The organism is Streptomyces sp. DH12, from assembly GCF_020873895.1.
Classification (GTDB): Bacteria; Actinomycetota; Actinomycetes; order Streptomycetales; family Streptomycetaceae; genus Streptomyces.
Genome location: NZ_JAHWGT010000018.1, coordinates 39,496 through 57,787 on the forward strand (window position 1 = coordinate 39,496; position 18,292 = coordinate 57,787).

15 protein-coding genes are annotated in these 18,292 nt (G+C 76.7%); 11 read left to right on the forward strand and 4 right to left on the reverse strand.

Going from position 1 to position 18,292, the window contains the following annotated elements:
* Window positions 1-27 precede the first annotated feature (27 nt).
* Window positions 28-1,425, reverse strand: a complete 1,398-nt coding sequence (locus LPA54_RS18110) for a DUF6421 family protein (protein ID WP_228978950.1) — start codon at window positions 1,423-1,425, stop codon at window positions 28-30.
* Window positions 1,426-1,747: 322 nt separating this feature from the next.
* On the opposite strand from LPA54_RS18110, the gene LPA54_RS18115 reads away from it, so the two are divergent.
* Together LPA54_RS18115 and LPA54_RS18120 are read left to right on the forward strand one after the other, a co-directional pair.
* On the forward strand, window positions 1,748-2,431 hold the full coding sequence (locus LPA54_RS18115; protein WP_228978952.1) for a glycerophosphodiester phosphodiesterase family protein: 684 nt from the start codon (window positions 1,748-1,750) through the stop codon (window positions 2,429-2,431).
* Between the two features lie 305 nt (window positions 2,432-2,736).
* Entirely contained in the window at window positions 2,737-5,373 is a 2,637-nt protein-coding gene (locus tag LPA54_RS18120) for an ATP-dependent Clp protease ATP-binding subunit (RefSeq protein ID WP_228978954.1), read from the forward strand.
* Here the strand turns inward: LPA54_RS18120 and LPA54_RS18125 are convergent.
* A complete protein-coding gene (locus LPA54_RS18125) occupies window positions 5,357-5,905 on the reverse strand; it encodes a GNAT family N-acetyltransferase (RefSeq protein ID WP_228978956.1) in 549 nt (182 codons plus the stop codon). The genes LPA54_RS18120 and LPA54_RS18125 overlap by 17 nt on opposite strands.
* Window positions 5,906-6,053: 148 nt before the next feature.
* Here LPA54_RS18125 and LPA54_RS18130 point away from each other — a divergent pair, with 148 nt between their 5' ends.
* From LPA54_RS18130 to LPA54_RS18170, 9 genes are all read left to right on the forward strand, one after another.
* Window positions 6,054-6,719 carry a DUF5134 domain-containing protein gene (locus LPA54_RS18130; RefSeq protein ID WP_228978957.1) on the forward strand — a complete coding sequence of 222 codons (666 nt, stop codon included), beginning with the start codon at window positions 6,054-6,056 and terminating at the stop codon, window positions 6,717-6,719.
* A gap of 179 nt (window positions 6,720-6,898) precedes the next feature.
* On the forward strand, window positions 6,899-7,837 hold the full coding sequence (locus tag LPA54_RS18135) for a M56 family metallopeptidase (protein ID WP_228978960.1): 939 nt from the start codon (window positions 6,899-6,901) through the stop codon (window positions 7,835-7,837).
* 48 nt (window positions 7,838-7,885) lie between these two features.
* Window positions 7,886-8,578 (forward strand): phosphatase PAP2 family protein, encoded by a 693-nt coding sequence (locus tag LPA54_RS18140; RefSeq protein WP_228978963.1) that lies wholly within the window; start codon window positions 7,886-7,888, stop codon window positions 8,576-8,578.
* A 240-nt stretch (window positions 8,579-8,818) separates the two neighbouring features.
* Window positions 8,819-9,424 carry a TetR/AcrR family transcriptional regulator gene (locus LPA54_RS18145; RefSeq protein WP_228978964.1) on the forward strand — a complete coding sequence of 202 codons (606 nt, stop codon included), beginning with the start codon at window positions 8,819-8,821 and terminating at the stop codon, window positions 9,422-9,424.
* Window positions 9,425-9,698: 274 nt separating this feature from the next.
* A complete protein-coding gene (locus LPA54_RS18150) occupies window positions 9,699-11,051 on the forward strand; it encodes an FAD-dependent oxidoreductase (RefSeq protein ID WP_228978966.1) in 1,353 nt (450 codons plus the stop codon).
* Between the two features lie 144 nt (window positions 11,052-11,195).
* Window positions 11,196-12,281, forward strand: coding sequence for a sialidase family protein (locus LPA54_RS18155; protein ID WP_228978969.1), 1,086 nt, complete (start codon window positions 11,196-11,198; stop codon window positions 12,279-12,281).
* A 35-nt stretch (window positions 12,282-12,316) separates the two neighbouring features.
* The gene (locus LPA54_RS18160; protein WP_228978971.1) at window positions 12,317-12,994 is read left to right on the forward strand and encodes a uracil-DNA glycosylase; all 678 of its coding nucleotides are present in this window, start codon (window positions 12,317-12,319) and stop codon (window positions 12,992-12,994) included.
* The gene (locus tag LPA54_RS18165) at window positions 12,991-14,103 is read left to right on the forward strand and encodes a BadF/BadG/BcrA/BcrD ATPase family protein (RefSeq protein ID WP_228978973.1); all 1,113 of its coding nucleotides are present in this window, start codon (window positions 12,991-12,993) and stop codon (window positions 14,101-14,103) included. The genes LPA54_RS18160 and LPA54_RS18165 overlap by 4 nt, the downstream gene beginning before the upstream one ends.
* A gap of 88 nt (window positions 14,104-14,191) precedes the next feature.
* Window positions 14,192-15,106 carry a sirohydrochlorin chelatase gene (locus LPA54_RS18170; protein WP_228978975.1) on the forward strand — a complete coding sequence of 305 codons (915 nt, stop codon included), beginning with the start codon at window positions 14,192-14,194 and terminating at the stop codon, window positions 15,104-15,106.
* 142 nt (window positions 15,107-15,248) lie between these two features.
* Here LPA54_RS18170 and LPA54_RS18175 read toward each other — a convergent pair whose 3' ends face one another.
* The gene (locus LPA54_RS18175) at window positions 15,249-16,370 is read right to left on the reverse strand and encodes a lactonase family protein (RefSeq protein WP_228978977.1); all 1,122 of its coding nucleotides are present in this window, start codon (window positions 16,368-16,370) and stop codon (window positions 15,249-15,251) included.
* Between the two features lie 188 nt (window positions 16,371-16,558).
* The gene (locus LPA54_RS18180) at window positions 16,559-18,118 is read right to left on the reverse strand and encodes an FUSC family protein (RefSeq protein ID WP_228978979.1); all 1,560 of its coding nucleotides are present in this window, start codon (window positions 18,116-18,118) and stop codon (window positions 16,559-16,561) included.
* Between the last annotated feature and the right edge of the window lie 174 nt (window positions 18,119-18,292).

Sequence of the window (18,292 nt, forward strand, 5' to 3'; positions counted from 1 at the left end):
CGGTCCTACCCTGCGTGCCGTCCGCGCTCACGCGGCGGTCCCCTCGACGTCCGCGGCGGTGATGCCCTTGGTGGAGGCGATCACGGACTTCAGCTTCTTGGCGAGGGCCTCGTAGAACATGCTGAGCGGGAACTCGTCCGGCAGCACGTCGTCGACGAGCCGGCGCGGCGGCTGGGTCACGTCCAGCGCGTCGGGGCCCTTGGCCCAGCGGGAGCCGGGGTGCGGGGCAAGGTAGGTGGAGACGAAGTCGTACGCGGCGAACCAGTGGACCAGCTTGGGCCGGTCGATGCCGTCGCGGTAGAGCTGCTCGATCTCGCCGCAGAGCCGGTTGGTGACCTCGGGCGCGCGCCGCCAGTCGATGTGGAGGGTGTTGTCGGTCCAGCGGATCACGTCGTGCTTGTGCAGGTACGCGAAGAGCAGCTGGCCGCCGAGGCCGTCGTAGTTGCGCACGCGGTCGCCGGTGACCGGGAAGCGGAACATCCGGTCGAAGAGCACGGCGTACTGGACGTCGCGGCCGTGGGGGTGGCCCTCGGCCTCCAGTCGCACGGCCTCCTTGAAGGCGGTGAGGTCGCAGCGCAGCTCCTCCAGGCCGTACATCCAGAACGGCTGGCGCTGCTTGATCATGAACGGGTCGAAGGGCAGGTCGCCGTGGCTGTGGGCGCGGTCGTGGACCATGTCCCACAGGACGAACGCCTGCTCGCAGCGCGCCTGGTCTCCGAGCATCCGGCGGATGTCCTCGGGCAGCTCCACGCCCAGGACCTCGACGGCGGCCTCGGTGACGCGGCGGAAGCGGGCGGCCTCGCGGTCGCAGAAGATGCCGCCCCAGGTGAACCGCTCCGGCGCCTCGCGCACGGCGACGGTCTCGGGGAAGAGGACGGCGGAGTTGGTGTCGTAGCCGGCGGTGAAGTCCTCGAAGGTGATGCCGCAGAAGAGCGGGTTGTCGTAGCGGGTGGCCTCCAGCTCGGCGAGCCACTCGGGCCAGACCATCCGCAAAACGACCGCCTCGAGGTTGCGGTCCGGGTTGCCGTTCTGCGTGTACATGGGGAAGACCACGAGGTGCTGGCGGCCGTCCACGCGCTCGGCGGCGGGCTGGAAGGCCAGCAGGGAGTCCAGGAAGTCCGGCACGCCGTAGCCGCCGGCGGCCCACTTGCGCAGGTCGGCGAGGAGGGCGCGGTGGTAGTCGGCGCCGTGCGGCAGGAGCGGGGACAGCTCCCCGACGGCCGCCGTGATCCGGTCGAGCGCGGTGTCGGCGTCCGCGCGGGCCGGGGCGTCCTCGGCGTCGAAGTCGATGGAACCGTCCGCGGACTGCCATCCGCGGATCTCCTCCACGGCATTCTTGAGCCGGGCCCAGGCAGGGTGGTCGACCACCCTCGGGTCGGTGGACAGGGCTCCACCGGCTACGTCCTGCACAAGAATTTCCGTCATTTCACTTCCTCCACAGGAGAACCTCGCGTCAAGGCACCGTATACATCCGCGGATACCCGCCACAAGGGGCGCTGACGTAAATTATCCTGCCCGACCCCCCTTGAGACCGCCAATTTTCCCGTTCGAGGCGGCCGGGGCGCTCGGTTCGGTCGCGGGCCGACGGGCGGTGGACGGCCGGGCCGGCGACGGGGTCGGGAACGGGCCGGGTCGGACCGTCTCCCGCAGGGAGGCTTCCACCACGCAGCCGGGCGATTACGCTGCGAACGGGCCGCGCGGGCAGCCGATCCGCGCGGGATCCGCCGTCGACGGAAGCGAGAGAACCTTGAGTTTCCTCACCATCGGTCATCGCGGAGTGATGGGCGTCGAGCCCGAGAACACCCTGAGGTCCTTCGTCCGCGCGGAGCGTGCGGGCATGGACGCCATCGAACTGGACCTGCACCTGAGCAAGGACGGCGCGCTCGTCGTCATGCACGACGCCGAGGTGGACCGCACCACGGACGGGAGCGGGCCGGTCGCCGAGCTGACCCTCGCCGAGCTGCGCGGCCTCGACGCCGGGCGGGGCGAGCGCGTCCCGGTCCTCGACGAGGTGCTGGCGGCGGTGCGCTCGCCGATCCAGGCGGAGATCAAGGACGTGGCCGCCGCCCGGGTCCTGGCCGAGCTGATGCTCCGCCGCGACCTGGCGGACCGCGTCGAGGTGTCGTCGTTCCACGACGAGGCCGTCGCCGAGGTGGGCCGCCTGGTGCCGGGGGCGCGGACGGTCCTGGTCGCCGAGGAGTGGGGCCCGGACATCGCCGAGCGCGCCCGCGCGGCCGGCGCGGGCGCGCTGGCGCTGGACATCCGCCGCCTCGACCTGGAGACGGCGGACCTGGCCCGCGCCGCCGGACTGCGGCTCATCGGCTGGGTCGTCAACACCCCTCAGCACCTGCGGCTGGCCCGCGCCCTGGAGCTGGACGGGGTGACGACGGACTACCCGGAGATCCGGCGCACCGGGCGCTTCCTCGCCTGACGCACCGGCGCCCGCCCGACCCGCCGCACAGCACCGCCATCCGCACCAGCCCCGTCCCGCGACCCGGCGCGGAGCCGCCGCCGGGTCGCCGCCGCCTCCGCACCGTGCGCCCTTCCGCCCCGCCCCCTTCCGTCCCCGCCCCTCCCTCCCTCGTCCCGCCGCTCCCCCGCCATACCTCGGGCCCCTCCCGCCCCAGGTGTAACCGGCATGCCGGTGGGAACCCGCGTGCTGGATTCTGCCGGTGCCGCCGGCGGGGTCCCGAGAGGACAGGGACGCACACGGACGGACGCGACAGGGGCGGTCACATGAGCAATGGTTTCCTCGGAGCCGAGGGCTTCGGCCCGGACCCGTTCAGCGAGTTCCTCGGCCGCCTGTTCGGAGGCACCCCCGCCTCGTCGGCGGCCCGCCGTGGCCCCCGGTACATCGACATCGCCCGGATGATGAGCGAACCCGCCCGCCGCATGGTGGACGACGCGGCCTCGTACGCGGCCGAGCACGGCAGCGCGGACCTGGAGACCGAGCACCTGCTGCGGGCCGCGCTGGAGACGGAGCCGACACGCGACCTGGTCGTACGGGCGGGCGCCGACCCGGACGAGCTCGCCGCGGAGATCGACCGCACCGCCGGGGAGGGGCCGCCGCAGTCCCGGATCGCCGTCACGCCCGCCGTCAAGCGCGCCCTGCTGGACGCGCACGACCTGGCGCGGCACATCGGCGCCTCCTACATCGGGCCCGAGCACGTGCTCGCGGCGCTGGCCGCCAACCCCGACTCCGCGGCCGGCCGCATCCTGCGCGCCGCACGCTTCGACCCGGGGTCCGTCCCGGGTCCGCCCTCGCGCTCCCCCTCCCCCTCCGGCGGCCCGTCCGGCGGGTGGGAGAACACCGCCGCCGACCAGCGCCCCGCGCCGCAGCGGGGGACGCCGACCCTCGACAAGTACGGACGCGACCTCACCGACATCGCCCGGGCCGGCCGCATCGACCCGGTCATCGGCCGCGAGCAGGAGATCGAGCAGACCGTCGAGGTGCTCTCCCGGCGCGGCAAGAACAACCCGGTCCTCATCGGCGACGCGGGCGTCGGCAAGACCGCCGTCGTCGAGGGCCTCGCCCAGCGCATCGCCGATGACGACGTGCCCGACTCGCTGCGGGGCCGCCGGGTCGTCGCCCTCGACATGACGAGCGTCGTCGCCGGCACCCGCTACCGCGGCGACTTCGAGGAGCGCATGACGGCGATCATCGAGGAAGTGCGGACGCACTCGGGCGAGCTCGTCCTCTTCCTCGACGAACTGCACACGGTCGTCGGGGCCGGCGGCGGGGGCGGTGGCGGCGAGGGCGGCTCCATGGACGCCGGCAACATCCTCAAGCCGGCTCTGGCCCGCGGCGAGCTGCACGTCATCGGCGCGACCACGCTGGAGGAGTACCGCAGGTACGTCGAGAAGGACGCGGCGCTCGCCCGGCGCTTCCAGCCGATCCTCGTCCCCGAGCCGAGCCCGGGGGACGCGCTGGAGATCCTGCGCGGGCTGCGCGACCGGTACGAGGCGCACCACCAGGTCCGCTACACCGACGACGCCCTCGACGCCGCCGTCGAGCTGTCGGACCGCTACCTCACCGAGCGGTTCCTGCCCGACAAGGCGATCGACCTGATCGACCAGGCCGGGGCCCGGGTGCGGCTGCGCTCGCGGTCCCGGGACACCGACGTGCGCGCCCTGGAGCGGGAGGTCGAGCGGCTGACCCGCGACAAGGACCAGGCCGTCGCCGCCGAGCAGTACGAGCGGGCGACCGAGCTGCGCGACCGGCTCCAGGAGCTGCAGGCCCGCGTCAAGGCGGGCCTGGACGCGCCGGTCATGCGCGACGACCGCGTGCTGGAGGTCACCGCCGAGGACGTCGCGCAGGTCGTCAGCCGCCAGACGGGCATCCCGGTCAGCCGGCTCACGCAGGAGGAGAAGGACCGGCTGCTGGGCCTGGAGCAGCACCTGCGGGAGCGGGTCATCGGCCAGGACGAGGCGGTGCGCGCGGTCTCCGAGGCCGTCCTGCGCTCACGCGCCGGCCTCGCCGACCCGCGCCGGCCGATCGGCAGCTTCCTCTTCCTCGGGCCGACCGGCGTCGGCAAGACCGAACTGGCGCGCGCCCTGGCGGACGCCCTGTTCGGCAGCGAGGAGCGCATGGTGCGGCTGGACATGAGCGAGTTCCAGGAGCGGCACACCGTCAGCCGCCTGGTGGGCGCCCCGCCCGGGTACGTCGGCCACGAGGAGGCCGGGCAGCTCACGGAGGCGGTGCGCCGCCACCCGTACTCCCTGCTCCTCCTCGACGAGGTGGAGAAGGCCCACCCCGACGTCTTCAACATCCTGCTCCAGGTGCTCGACGACGGCCGGCTGACCGACGCGCAGGGCCGCACCGTCGACTTCAAGAACACCGTCATCGTCATGACGAGCAACCTCGGCTCGGAGGCGATCGGCTCGGGCCGCGGCGTCCTCGGGTTCGGCGCGGACTCCTCGTCCGACGGCGGCGTGGACCGCGACCGGGTGCTGCGACCGCTGCGCGAGCACTTCCGCCCCGAGTTCCTCAACCGCATCGACGAGATCGTCGTCTTCCGCCGCCTCGCGGAGGGCCAGCTGCGGCAGATCACGGACCTGCTGCTGGAGGAGACCCGCCGCCGCCTGCGGGCCCAGCACGTGACGGTCGACTTCGCCCCGGAGGCCGTCGACTGGCTTGCCCGGCGGGGCTACGAGCCGGAGTACGGCGCCCGGCCGCTGCGCCGCACGATCCAGCGCGAGGTGGACAACGAGCTGTCGCGGCTGCTGCTCGACGGGCGGCTCGCGGCCGGCGGCCGGGTCGCCGTGGACGTCGCGGACGGACGGCTGGACTTCCGCCCCGAGCCCGCCGCCGCGGCCCCGACCGGCGGGGCCGCCGACGGGGCCGGGGGCGGCGGGGTCAGCCCAGCTCCTTGACCAGCAGCTCGAAGCACAGGTCGGGCCGGCGCGGCACGCCGAAGCGCTCGTCGCCGTACGGGAACGGGCTGGTGCGGCCCGTACGGCGGTAGCCGCGCCGCTCGTACCAGGCGATGAGCTCCTCGCGCACCGAGATGACCGTCATGTGCATCTCGCGTGCGCCCCACTCGTCGCGGGCCAGCCGCTCGGCCTCGCCGAGGACCCGCCGGCCGAGCCCGCCGCCCTGGAGGCCGGGGCGGACGGCGAACATGCCGAAGTACGCGGTGTCCCCGCGCTGTTCGAGCTGGCAGCAGGCGACGAGGTCGCCGCCGCGCTCGGTCAGCAGCAGCCGCGAGCCGGGTGCCGCGATGACCTGGCGCACGCCCTCGGGGTCGGTGCGCTGCCCGTCCAGGATGTCGGCCTCCGTGGTCCAGCCCGCCCGGCTGGCGTCACCTCGGTAGGCGGACTCGACGAGGGCGACGAGCGCGGGGACGTCCGCCTCGACGGCGTCGCGGAAGGTCTCCGGTGCGTCCTGGAGCGGTGCGGTGTCCATCGTGAGCGGTCTCCCCTCGGTGCGCGGTTCGCCCGCCGAGCCTAACGCGCCCCCGCGCAAGCCTCTGCGCCCGCGTACGCCCCGCCCGCGGCGGGCATCGTCCCGACAGCCGTGTCCGTTCCGGCCCGGGTCGAGCCAGGGGGTGGCCGTGGACCTGTCCGCTGTGGCGCAGTGGCTGCTGGTGGCGGTGTGCGGGGTGGCGGGCCTCTCCTGCCTGGCACGGGCGGTGCGGTCGGCGGCGGCCCGCCGCGCGGGGGCGGGCGGCGAGGCCGTCATGGCTCTGGGCATGGCGACGATGGCGGTGCCGGCGGCGGTCCTCCCCCCGCCGCGGTGGGCGTGGGCGGGGTACGCGGCGGTGTTCGGTGCGGCGGCGGCGCGGGCCCTGTGGAGGATGGCGATGGGCATGGGCCGCGGGCCCGGCCGGTACGCCCACCACCTGGTCGGGTCGGTGGCGATGGTCTACATGGCGGTGCCGGTCGCCGCGCCGGCGGCCGTGGCGGGCGCGGCGCACCACGCGGGGCACGCGGGCGGCGGCCTGCCCGCGGTGACGGGTGCGCTGCTGGCGTACCACGCGGTGTGGGCCCTGCGCGCGGGGACGCGGCTGGTGCCCCCGGAGGCGCAGCCCGTGGAGGCGCAGGCCGTGGAGGCCCAGGCCGTGGACGCGCCCCGCCCGCTCGCCCTCCCGGCGGCGGGCCGCGGTGCCGGGCACGTGGCGGTGACCGGTGGGGGGCGGGAGGCCGACGCGTCAGGGGTGGTGCAGGCGTGCCGGATCGTGACGGCGGTCGCCATGGTGGCGATGCTCGGCGCCGGATGACCGCCGACCCGGCCGGCCACGGCACCCGCCCCGCCCGACGGCCCCACCCGCCGCACCCGGTGCCACCCGCTCCGACCGCACCCGCCCGGGGCGCGTCGAGTAGCGCTCGAAACCGTGGCGTGCGTCACTTCGCCCCCGTGGCGCCCCGATGGGCGCCGCCGCGCTCATAGGCTGACGGTATGTGGGTCTCCCTCGCGTTGCTCGCGCTCGGCGTCCTGGTCGCCGTCGTGGCCCCGCGCCTGCTCGCGCGGGCCGACTGGCCCGAGCGGGAGCCGATCGTGGCCCTGTGGGTGTGGCAGTGCGCGGTGGCGGCGGTGCTGCTGAGCTTCGCGCTGTCGATGACGTTCAGCGCGGCCGCCGCGTGGCAGGCGGTACGGGGCCACGTGTTCGCAACGGCGCCGGCCGCGGTGGTGGAGGCGTACGCGCTGGGGGCGCTCGGCCCCTGGTCGGGGACGCTCGCGGTGCTCCTGGCGTGTGGCGGGCTGTGGACCGGGGCGATGCTGACCCGCGAGGTGCGCGGCGCGCGGGCCCGCCGGCGGCGGCAGCGCGCGGAGCTCCTGGTGCGGGCCCCGCTGCTGCCCGGCGAGGAGAGGGGCACGGGGCCGCTGGTCCTGCTGGAAGGCGACCGGCCGGGCGCCTGGTGGCTGCCGGGGACGCGACCCCAACTGCTGATCACGACGGCCGCGTTGCGGCGCCTGAAGGGCCGCCAGCTGGACGCGGTGCTCGCCCACGAGCAGGGCCACGCCCGCGCCCGCCACGACTGGCTGCTGCACTGCGCCGCCGCGCTGGCCGAGGGGTTCCCGCGCGTCCCGGTCTTCGCGGCCTTCCGGGCGGAGATGCACCGGCTGGTGGAGCTGGCCGCCGACGACTCGGCGTCGAAGCGGTTCGGCCGGCTGACGATCGCGCTGGCCCTGGTCGGGCTCAACGAGGACCGGGGAGTCTTCGGGCCCTGCCCGACGCCCCACCACACGCACGTGCCGCAGCGGGTGAACCGGCTGCTGACCGCCGCGCCGCGGCTCACCCCGGGGCGCCGGCTGCGGCTCACGGCGGCGGCCGCGCTGGTACCGGCGGTACCCCTGCTGGTGGCGCTCGCGCCGGGGTTGAGCGCGCTCACCTGATCGGTGCGGGACACGTCTGACCGGTGGTTCGCCGGGCAGGATCGTCCCATGCGACCCCCCACGAACTCCCCACCGACCGGCCGCCCGCTCCGTACGCCGCTGCTCCACGCCGTCGCGGCGGGCTGCGGGGCGGCGGGCGTGGCGGCGCTGGTGGTGGTGGCGGTCGCGTGGGAACCCCTGATGGCCCTCGACCGGGCGGTCGCCGAGGGACTGCACGCCGACGCGGTGCGCCGTCCCCTCGGCGTGCGGGTGACGCGCGTCCTGACGGACTGGGTGTGGGACCCGTGGACGCTGCGACTCCTGCTCTTCGCGGTGGTGGCCGCGCTGTGGCGGCGCGGTGAGCGGGGCGTCGCCCGCTGGCTGCTGCTGGCGTGCGGCGCGGCGGCGCTGGTGCAGCAGTCGTTGAAGGCGCTGGTGGACCGGGAGCGGCCGCGGTGGCCGGACCCGGTCGACTCGGCGGAGTTCGCGGCCTTCCCCTCCGGGCACGCCATGACGGCGGCCCTCGTGTGGGGGCTGCTGTGGTGGGTAGCGGCCCGGACGGCCGGCGCCGTGACGGTGCGGGCGGTGGTGGTGCTCGGGGCGGTGTCGACGCTCGGCGTCGGCCTGACCCGGATGTACCTGGGCGTGCACTGGTTCTCGGACGTGGTCGGCGGCTGGCTGCTGGGCGGCTGCCTGGCGGCCGTGGCGGTGGTCCTGTACGAGCGGCGCGGCCCGACCCTCAGAAGGCTGGAAGCGCCCTGACGGCCGCCCGCGGCCGGGCACGCCGCGGGCGTCCGGTCCGGCGGGCGCGGAGGCGCCCCGGCCCCGACCGTACGGACGGCGCGCCCGGCCCCGGGCGCCGCGGACGCGTGCCGACACGGACCGGGCGATCCCCCGCGTCGCCCGGTCCGCATGACACATCCCCCGGCCGACGACGCGCTGTGTGTCGGCGAGGACGCTCTGAGTATATTGGCTCGGAGCCAGTCAACGCAGGAGTCAAGCATGTCCCCGCGGAGCGCATCGGTCAACGAAGAACTCAGGCGGCGGTCCAGGGAACGGCTCCTGCAGGCGACGGTCGAACTCGTGGCCGAGCGCGGATACGAGGCGACGACGCTCGCGGACATCGCCGACCGGGCCGGTTCGGCGCGTGGCCTGGTGTCGTACTACTTCCCCGGCAAGCGCCACCTCCTCCAGTCGGCGGTGCACCGGCTGATGCACCGCACCCTGGCGGCGGCCCTGGAGCGCGAACCGGCCACCGAGGACGGCCGTGAGCGGCTCGCGCGGGCCATCGACGCCGTCCTCGGCCTCGCGGTGGAGCAGCCGCTGCTGATGCGCACCCACATGGCGGGGATCCTCCAGGCCGAGGGGTTCGTGCGCTGCCCGGAGCAGCAGCGGCTGGCGGCCCTGCTGCGGGACACCGTGCGGCGGTACGGCTCACGGGACGTGGACGCCGACTACCCGCTGCTGCGGGCCCTGCTGATGGGCGCGGTCTTCGCCGTCCTCCTCCCGGGCGCCCCGATGCCGCTCGCGCGGCTGCGCGCGGAGCTGTTCCAGCGGTACGGACTGGACTGGGAACTCGGCGCGCCACCGGCGGGCGGGCGGCCCTAGGTCCTGTCCGGAAAGGAGCGCCGTCTGCCCGGAGGGCAGGGGCCGCGGCGTCCGGTGCGTGCGATCGCGAGGCGCCGGGGTGCCCTCGTGGCGGAGCCACTCGGGCACCCCGGCAACGCGGCGAGCGTGCGTGCCGGGCGCCGCGACCCAGGCGGGACTTTCCGGACAGGACCTAGGGGGTGTCCCGCCGACCGGCCTCCGGCCACTGGGCCCCGGGCCTCCCCCGGTGGGATGCTGGAGGTCTCCGGTCGGGGGCGGCGGGAAGGAGCCGGGCGTGCTGCGTGTCGCCGTGGTCGGTTCGGGTCCCAGCGGGGTGTACACCGCCCAGTCGCTGGTCGACCAGACGCTGGTGCCGGGCGTCCGCGTGCACGTGCTGGACCGGCTGCCCTGCCCGTACGGCCTGGTGCGCTACGGCGTCGCCCCGGACCACGAGAAGATCAAGTCCCTCCAGGGCAGCCTGCGCGCGGTGCTGGAGCACGAGCGGATCGGGTTCCTCGGCAACGTCCCCGTCGGGCCGGGCGGCGTCGCCCCGGCCCGGCTGCTGGAGCTGTACCACGCCGTCGTGTACTGCGTGGGCGCGGCGCGGGACCGGCGGCTCGGGATACCCGGCGAGGACCTGGCCGGCAGCTGCTCGGCCACCGACTTCGTCTCCTGGTACAGCGCCCACCCGGACGCCGCCGCGTTCGCGTTCCCGTTGGAGGGGCCCTCGGCGGTGGTGGTCGGCGTCGGCAACGTCGCCGTCGACGTGGCGCGGATCCTGGCCCGCGGATCGGACGAGCTGCGTCCCACCGACGTGCCGCGGGGCGTCCTGGACGCGCTGTCGGGGAGCGGGGTGCGCGAGGTGCACGTGGTGGGGCGGCGCGGCCCGTCGCAGGCCCGGTTCACCACGAAGGAGCTGCGGGAGCTGGGGGCGCTGCCCTCGGCTCGGGTCGCCGTGGACCCCGCTGACCTGGCGCTCGACCCGGCGTACGCGGACCCGTCCGGGCTGCCGGCGGTGAACCGGCGCAACGTCGAGGTCGTCCGCGCGTGGGCGGCGGCGCGACCGGACCCGCCCGGCGCGGTCCGCACCGTGCGGCTGCGGTTCTTCCTGCGCCCGGTGGAGGTGCTCGGCGGCGCCGGCCGGGTCACCGCGGTCCGCTTCGAACGGACGGTGCCGGACGGGGCGGGCGGCGTGCGGGGCACGGGGGTGTACGAGGACATCGCGGCGGGGCTGGTGCTCCGCGCGGTCGGCTACCGGGGCGCGCCGCCCGAGGGGCTGCCGTTCGACCCGGCACGCGGCACGGTCCCGCACGCGGCCGGCCGGGTCCTGCGCGACGGGGTGCCGTCCCCCGGCGAGTACGTGGCCGGGTGGATCAAGCGCGGACCGAGCGGGGTGATCGGGACGAACCGGCCGTGCGCCAAGGAGACGGCCGCGTCGCTGCTGGCGGACGCCCCGCTGCTGGCACGGCGGTCGGTGGCCGGCGATCCGGTCGGCGCGCTGCGGGCGTGGGGGCTCCGGCCGGTCGAGTGGCCGGGCTGGCTGTCCATCGAGGAGGCCGAGACGGCGCTGGGCCGCGCCCTCGGCCGGGGCCCGGTGAAGATCCCGGACTGGCCGGGGCTGCTCGCCGCCGCGGCCGCGGACCGCTGAGCGGCGGCGCGGCGGCGCGGCGGCGCGGCGGCGCCCCGCGTGGGTCGGCGCCGACCCGCGCGGCGGCCGCTCCGGCGGCCGTTGTCGGTGGGCGGGTGCACACTGGCCCGTATCCGCGACAACGGCGTCCTGGAGGTGTCGGCCATGACCGACGTACTGCTGACCGTGGGCACCCGCAAGGGCCTGTTCACCGCCCGCCGCCACGACGGCGCCTGGGAGTTCCAGGGGCCCTTCTTCCCCGCGCAGGCCGTCTACGCGATCGGTGTCGACCTGCGCCGCCCGACGCCCCGGCTGCTGGTCGGCGCGGACAGCGCGCACTGGGGGCCGTCCGTCTTCCACTCCGACGACCTGGGCGCCACCTGGACCGAGCCCGCGCGGCCCGCGGTGCGCTTCCCGCAGGACACGGGGGCGTCCCTGGAGCGGGTCTGGCAGTTGCACCCGGCCGGGCCGGCCGCGCCCGGCGTGGTGTACGCGGGGACGGAGCCGGCCGCGCTGTTCCGCTCGGAGGACGAGGGCGAGACGTTCGAGCTGGTGCGGCCGTTGTGGGAGCACCCGACACGGTCGCGGTGGCAGCCCGGCGGCGGCGGGGAGGCCGTGCACACGGTCGTCACCGACCCGCGCGACCCGGACGCCGTGACGGTCGCGGTGTCGGCCGCCGGGGTGTTCCGCACGGTGGACGGCGGCGGCACCTGGTCCCCCTCGAACACCGGGGTGTCGGCGGTGTTCCTGCCCGACCCGCACCCCGCGTTCGGCCAGTGCGTGCACAAGATCGCCCAGGACGCGGGCGACCCCGACCGGCTCTACCTCCAGAACCACTGCGGCGTGTACCGCAGCGACGACTCCGGCGTCTCGTGGACGGACATCGGGGAGGGGCTGCCCTCCGACTTCGGCTTCGCCGCCGTGGCGCACCCCCGCCACGCCGACACCGCGTACGTCTTCCCGATCACCGCGGACGTCGACCGCGTGCCGGCCGGCCGCCGGTGCCGCGTCTACCGCACGCGGGACGCGGGCGGCAGCTGGGAGGCCCTGTCGCGCGGTCTGCCGGAGGGCGACCATCACGGGACGGTGCTGCGCGACGCGATGTGCGTCGACGGCGCCGACCCGGCGGGCGTCTACTTCGGCAACCGCAACGGCGAGGTGTACGCGAGCGCCGACGACGGCGACAGCTGGCGGCTGCTGGCGGCGCACCTCCCGGACGTGCTGTGCGTGCGCGCGGCGGTCGTCGGGTGACGGCGGCGGCGGGTTGCGCCAGTAGAGTGACGGCCGTGGCAGCACGACCGTTGAGAGAGATCGTCGAGCCGGGCTGGGCCGAAGCCCTCGCGCCGGTGGCCGAACGCGTCGCGGCGATGGGGGACTTCCTCCGCGCCGAGATCGCCGCGGGACGTACCTACCTACCGGCCGGACCGCACGTCCTGCGCGCGTTCCAGCAGCCGTTCGACGACGTCAGAGTCCTGATCGTCGGCCAGGACCCGTACCCCACACCGGGGCACGCGGTGGGGCTGAGCTTCTCGGTGGCCCCGGACGTGCGGCCGCTGCCGGGCAGCCTGGAGAACATCTTCCGCGAGCTCCACCACGACCTCGGGGTGCAGCGGCCCTCCAACGGCGATCTGACGCCGTGGACCCGGCAGGGCGTCCTGCTGCTCAACAGGGCGCTGACGACGGCTCCGCGCAAGCCCGCCGCGCACCGCGGCAAGGGGTGGGAGGAGGTCACCGAGCAGGCCATCAAGGCGCTCGTCGCGCGCGGCAAGCCGCTCGTGTCGGTCCTGTGGGGCCGCGACGCCCGCAACCTCCGCCCCCTGCTGGGCGACCTCCCTGCGATCGAGTCGGCGCACCCCTCCCCCATGTCGGCGGACCGCGGCTTCTTCGGCTCGCGCCCCTTCAGCCGGGTGAACGAACTGCTGCTGCGTCAGGGCGCCCAGGCGGTGGACTGGCGCCTGCCGTGACCCGTCCCCTCCGGTGGGTGCTGGGCGTCGACTCGGGCGGCTCGGGCCTGCGGATCGCCCTCGGGGCGGTGCGGGACGGGGACGGCGGGGGCGAGCGCCCCGGCGGGCTCCGCGGCGGCCCGCCGGCGCCGGGCGGCGGGGTGCGGACGGTCGCGGTCCACGAGACCGGCGAGCCGCTGCCCACCGGGCCCGGCGGCATCGACGCCGGCCGGCTGCTGGAGCGGCTGGTGCCCACCGCCCGACGGCTGCTCGCCGAAGCGGGCGCCGCGGAGACCGGTGCCGCGGGTGACGCCCGGCCCGTACCGGGGCCCGCCTCCGCCACCGAAGCCGCGGATGGCGGGCCGGTCGCGGTCGCGGTCGGCGCCGCGGGCATGGCGGGGCTCGGCGACCGGCTGCGCGCCGAACTGCCCGGAGCCCTGCGCGAGGCGCTCGGCGTCCGGCGCCTGGCGCTGGCCTCGGACGCGGTGACGGCCTACGCGGGCGCGCTCGGCCGCGCCCCGGGAACGGTCGTCGCGGCGGGCACGGGGCTGGTCGCCCTCGGCACGGACCTGGAGCGCTGGCGCCGCGCCGACGGCTGGGGCCACCTGCTGGGCGACTGCGGCAGCGGCGCCTGGATCGGCCGGGCCGGCCTGGAGGCGGCCCTGCGCGCCCACGACGGGCGGCGCGGCGGTTCGACCGCCCTGCTGGCCCGCGCGGAGGCCGTGTTCGGGCCGGTGGGCGGGCTGCCGGGCCGACTGTACCCCCGCCCCGACCGGGCGGCCGTGCTGGCGTCGTTCGCCCCGCACGTCGCACGGTGCGCGGCCGAGACCGGGGACGCCGTCGCCACGGGCGTCATGGCCCTCGCCGCGCGGCACGTCGCGGAGGCCGCGGCCGCCGTCCACCCCCGGGGCGGCGGCGGGGCGGTGGCCCTGACGGGGGGTCTGTTCCGCGTGGGCGACCCGCTGCTCGTACCCCTGCGGGCGGAGCTGGCGCGGCACCTGCCGGGCGCCCGTCCGGTGACGGCGGCGGGCGACCCGCTCTCCGGCGCGCTCGCCCTCGCCGGTTGGCTCGCCGACGGCCCGCTGCCACTCCCGCGTGAGCCCGGTCTCCTCGACACATACAGCGAGTGACCGGCTTTTCGGACAGATCTCCCCATAGGGAGCGTGAACGCCCCCTCCCCGAACAGCGGGGCGGACAAAACCAGTAGCATGCGGCGCCATGAGCTCCCCCACTGGGCCCGCTGGCCTGCCTGTACGAATGCCACGCCCCCGCCAGTCCGGGCGGCACCGTCGCCCCGAACCCCTGGCGGCCCCCGAGGGCGCGCCCGCACTCGTCCTCGCCGTCCCCGGCGAGCCCTCCCCCGCCGTGCGCGCGCTGGCGGAGGAGCTGGTGAGCATCGCCCGTTCCGAGCTGCCCGGCCTGGAGGCCGCGATCGGTTTCCTGGACGGGGACGACACCGAGTACTTCTCGCTGGCGGGCGTCCTGAGGGAGGCCGCGGCCATCCGCGTGGAGCGGTACGAGCTGGCCAGGGCGGCGGGCCGCGAGGTCGAGGAGCCCGCCGGCCCCGCCGCGGTGGTCGTGCCGCTGATGGTGGGTCCGGACGAGTCCCTGACGGCGCGCATACGGCAGGTGGTCGCCGACAGCGGTGCCCCCGCCGAGCTGGCGGACGTGCTGGGCCCGCACCCGCTGCTGGCCGAGGCCCTGCACGTGCGGCTCTCCGAGGCGGGTCTGGCCCGCGCGGACCGGGCGCGGCTCTTCACCGTCGCGACGGCAGCCGACGGCATCGTGCTGGTCACGACCGGCGGCGCCGAGGCGGTGCAGGCGGCCGGCATCACAGGCATGCTGCTGGCGGCCCGGCTCGCGGTGCCGGTGATGGCGGCCGCGCTGGACGAGGAGGGTTCGGTGGCGGCGGTCGCCGCGCAGCTGCGCGGCTCCGGTTCGGCGCAGCTGGCCCTGGCGCCGTACCTGGTGGGCCCCGAGCTGGGGGCGGGGCTGCTGGAGGCGGCCGCCGGTGCGGCGGACTGCCCGGTGGCCGAGCCGCTGGGCGCGTACCCGGCGGTCGGCAAGCTGGTGCTGTCGCAGTACATGACGCTGCTGGGGATCGTGCCGCAGCAGGCCGGCGCCGCCCGCTGAGGCCGTCCCGGGCAGCGGCCCGGGACGGTCGGACGGACCCGTGCGGCGAGGGCCCGCACCGCCCCACGCGGTGCGGGCCCTCCGCGTGCGGTACGGAGCCGGGCGGGGCGGGCGCGCGGGGCGGTCGGGAGCGACCGCGGGCTCAGGCGAGGACGACGCAGGACGCGGCCGGAGCGGGCGCCGCTCCCGCGCGGGACGGCACGCCGGTGCGCGGGTCGACGTCGAACCAGGTGACGTCGCCGGAGCGCTCGTGCGCGACGTACAGCCGCCGCCCCCGCGGGTCGTACGTCAGGTCGCGCGGCCAGTGGCCGCCGGTGGGGACCGCGGCGACCGGCCGGGCCCGCTCGCCGTCGCCGTCGAGCTCCAGGACGGCGAGGGTGTCGTCGCCCCGTACGGCGGCCCACACGAAGCGCCCGTCGGGGCTGACGGCGAGGGCGGACGGGTAGCCGACGCCCGGCGCGCGGGGCGGCCGCAGGCGTACGTCGCCGAGCGGCACGAGGGCCCCGGTGCGGGCTTCCCAGCGGCAGACGGTGAGCGTGGGCGCCAGTTCCGACAGGACGTACACGTACGCGCCGGACGGGTGGAAGGCCAGGTGCCGCGGGCCGCTGCCGGGCCGCAGGGCGGTCTCCCCGCGCACGGTGAGGCCGCCCGTGGCCGGGTCCAGGGCGCAGACGCGCACGGAGTCGGTGCCGAGGTCCACGGTGAGCAGGCTGCCGTCGGGGGCGGGCACCACCTGGTGGGCGTGCGGGGCCGACTGCCGCTCCGGGTCGGGGCCGCTGCCCCGGTGGCGGACGAGCCCGGTGACGGGCCCCGGGGTGCCGTCGGCGCCGACGGGCAGCGCGCTGACGCCGCCGGAGCCGTAGTGCGCGGTCACCAGGTGACCCGCGGTGTGTGCGAGGTGGGTCGGGCCGGATCCGCCCACGGGCCGGGGGGCACCGAGGAGCCGGGGCGCCGGGCCGGTGGTGTCGAAGGCGGCGACGGCGCCCTCGTCGGTCTCCGAGACCGCGTACAGGACGGCGCCGCCGGGGCCGAGGGCGAGGAACGACGGGTCGGCGACCTCCGCCGTGGAGCCCGTCGGGGTCAGGGCGCCGGTGCGCGGGTCGAGGCGGGCGGCGGTGACGCCGAGGCCCCCGGCCGAGGTGAAGGAGCCGACGTACGCCCGCCGGACGGTGTGCGCGCCCCCGTCCGCGTCGCCGCTCCCCGCCGTCCGTGTACCGCGCCCGCCGTGCCGCTCCACCACGCCGCTCCTTCCCGTCGCCGTCACGGAGGGACGCTAGCAGCCCAGGTCTAGACCATGCCGCCGGGGCGCCCCGGACGGAGGCGGGGCCGGGCGGGTCCGCCCCCGCAGGGATCGGCGGGGAGGGGCGGGCGCCCCGCGCGGGACCCGAGCCGGCCGGCCCCGGGAGGTGAGCCCGTCCGGCCACGCCGCACCACCACCGGCCGTGGCAGGAGTCAGGAACCGACCAGCGGGGAGCGCGGGGCGGTGCGCAGGGGCGCGTCCAGCTCGGCGAGCAACCGCTCCAGACCGTGCAGGTGCGCCAGGGCCGGCACCGCCCGGGAGACGTCCGACGCGTCGGTCGTGACCGGTACGGGCACCTCCACCACGTCGGACGGCCGGACCGGGGCGGCGGCGTGCCGGTCGGCGGCGTCCCGGGCGCGCTCGCGGGTGAGCAGGGCCTCCACGGCCGCCTCGACCCGCCGGCAGGCCGCCGCGAGCCGGGCGTCGTGCCCGGCGTCCGGGTCGGCTGCCACGGAGGCCAGACCGCGCACCTCGCGGGCGCAGTCGTCGAGCAGCGCGAGGACCTGCCGCGCCCGGGCCCGCCGCCCGCGGAACGGGCTCAGGGGGTGGACCAGCGGCGCGAGCGACATGCGGACGCGGGCCAGCAGCACCTCCAGTTCGACGGCGTGCGGCGCCGGGTCGGCGGTCGCGGAACCCGCCAGCCGTTCGGCGGTCTCGGCGGCGCACCGGCGCACGGTGCGCAGGGCGCGCTGGATCCACGCCTCGTTGGTGTCGTGGGTGGTCACCGGCAGGACCAGGGTGACGGCCAGGGCGGCGAAGAGCGCGCCGACGGCCGTCTCGGCGAGCCGCAGCACGAGCAGCTGGGGGGTGAGCACGCCGAGCAGGCCGTAGAGGAGGCCGGCCATGACGGTGACGGCGAGCATCATCCAGCTGTACGACACGGGCGCGGTGTAGAAGATGCCGAAGACGCACACCGCGACCAGCGCCGCCGTCGGCGCCGCCGCGCCGTGCAGCGGCAGCGCCACGGCCAGGCCCGCCAGGATGCCGAGGACGGTGCCGAGGACCCTGCGGAAGCCGCGGACCAGGGTCTCCCCCCGCGACGCGGTGTTGACGAAGATCCACCAGGCGGTGCCGACGGCCCAGTACCAGCGCTCCTCCGAGAGGATCTGGCCCACCGCGAGGGCCAGGCCGCACGCCACGGTGGCCTGCACCGCCTGGCGGGTGGTCGGCCGGGCGAGCCCCCGACCGGGCAGCGGCGCGGGCGCGGCGACGGGCGGGGTGCGCCGCTCGATGGGCCACAGCAGGAACCGCACCGCGGCGGCGACGGCCAGCGCGACGCCGACGGCGAGGTACAGCTCGGGCAGCTGCGCGGGGGCCGCGTGCAGGAACTGCACGACGAAGTACTGCATGAAGGCGAAGATGCCGAGCGCGTGCCCGCGGGCGCCCCAGCGCCGGGCGTACACCCCGCAGAAGACGACGGCGAGGAAGGCCGCGTCCCGGTACGGGGGCAGGTCGTGCAGGGCGGTGGCGAGGGCGAGTGCCGGGAACCCGGCGGCGGGGAGCAGGGCGGTCGTGACCCGCTGGGCGCGGACGGTGCCGTCGATGACGGTGAAGAGCGCGAGCAGCGCGGCGAGGCCGCCGGTGATGGACGCGGTCAGGGACAGCCCGGCCAGTTCGGCGGCGGTGACGGCGAGGCCGACGCCGACGACGGCGCGGGTCGCGTTCCTCAGCCTGAGACGCCCCGGGTCCGGGGCCACGAAGATCCTCTTCACGACGGTGGTACCGCCCCCTGCCTTGCCTCTCGCCGGCCCGGAGGCGCCCGGGGGTGGTGGGCGTCCGGAGGCACGACGAAGGCGCCGCGGTCCGGGGCCGGCGTCGTTGCCGTCCGGCGCTGCGCGGCGCCGCTGATACGTGGATGGGACAAGCAAACCATCCGATGGGGCGTT

Bases quoted from the DNA above. Each gene is read 5' to 3' on its own strand.
- LPA54_RS18155 (WP_228978969.1), top strand. From the start codon at position 11,196: ATGACCGACGTACTGCTGACCGTGGGCACCCGCAAGGGCCTGTTCACC.
- LPA54_RS18170 (WP_228978975.1), top strand. From the start codon at position 14,192: ATGAGCTCCCCCACTGGGCCCGCTGGCCTGCCTGTACGAATGCCACGC.
- LPA54_RS18140 (WP_228978963.1), top strand. From the start codon at position 7,886: ATGCGACCCCCCACGAACTCCCCACCGACCGGCCGCCCGCTCCGTACG.
- LPA54_RS18135 (WP_228978960.1), top strand. From the start codon at position 6,899: ATGTGGGTCTCCCTCGCGTTGCTCGCGCTCGGCGTCCTGGTCGCCGTC.
- LPA54_RS18110 (WP_228978950.1), bottom strand. From the start codon at position 1,425: ATGACGGAAATTCTTGTGCAGGACGTAGCCGGTGGAGCCCTGTCCACC.
- LPA54_RS18120 (WP_228978954.1), top strand. From the start codon at position 2,737: ATGAGCAATGGTTTCCTCGGAGCCGAGGGCTTCGGCCCGGACCCGTTC.
- LPA54_RS18145 (WP_228978964.1), top strand. From the start codon at position 8,819: ATGTCCCCGCGGAGCGCATCGGTCAACGAAGAACTCAGGCGGCGGTCC.
- LPA54_RS18125 (WP_228978956.1), bottom strand. From the start codon at position 5,905: ATGGACACCGCACCGCTCCAGGACGCACCGGAGACCTTCCGCGACGCC.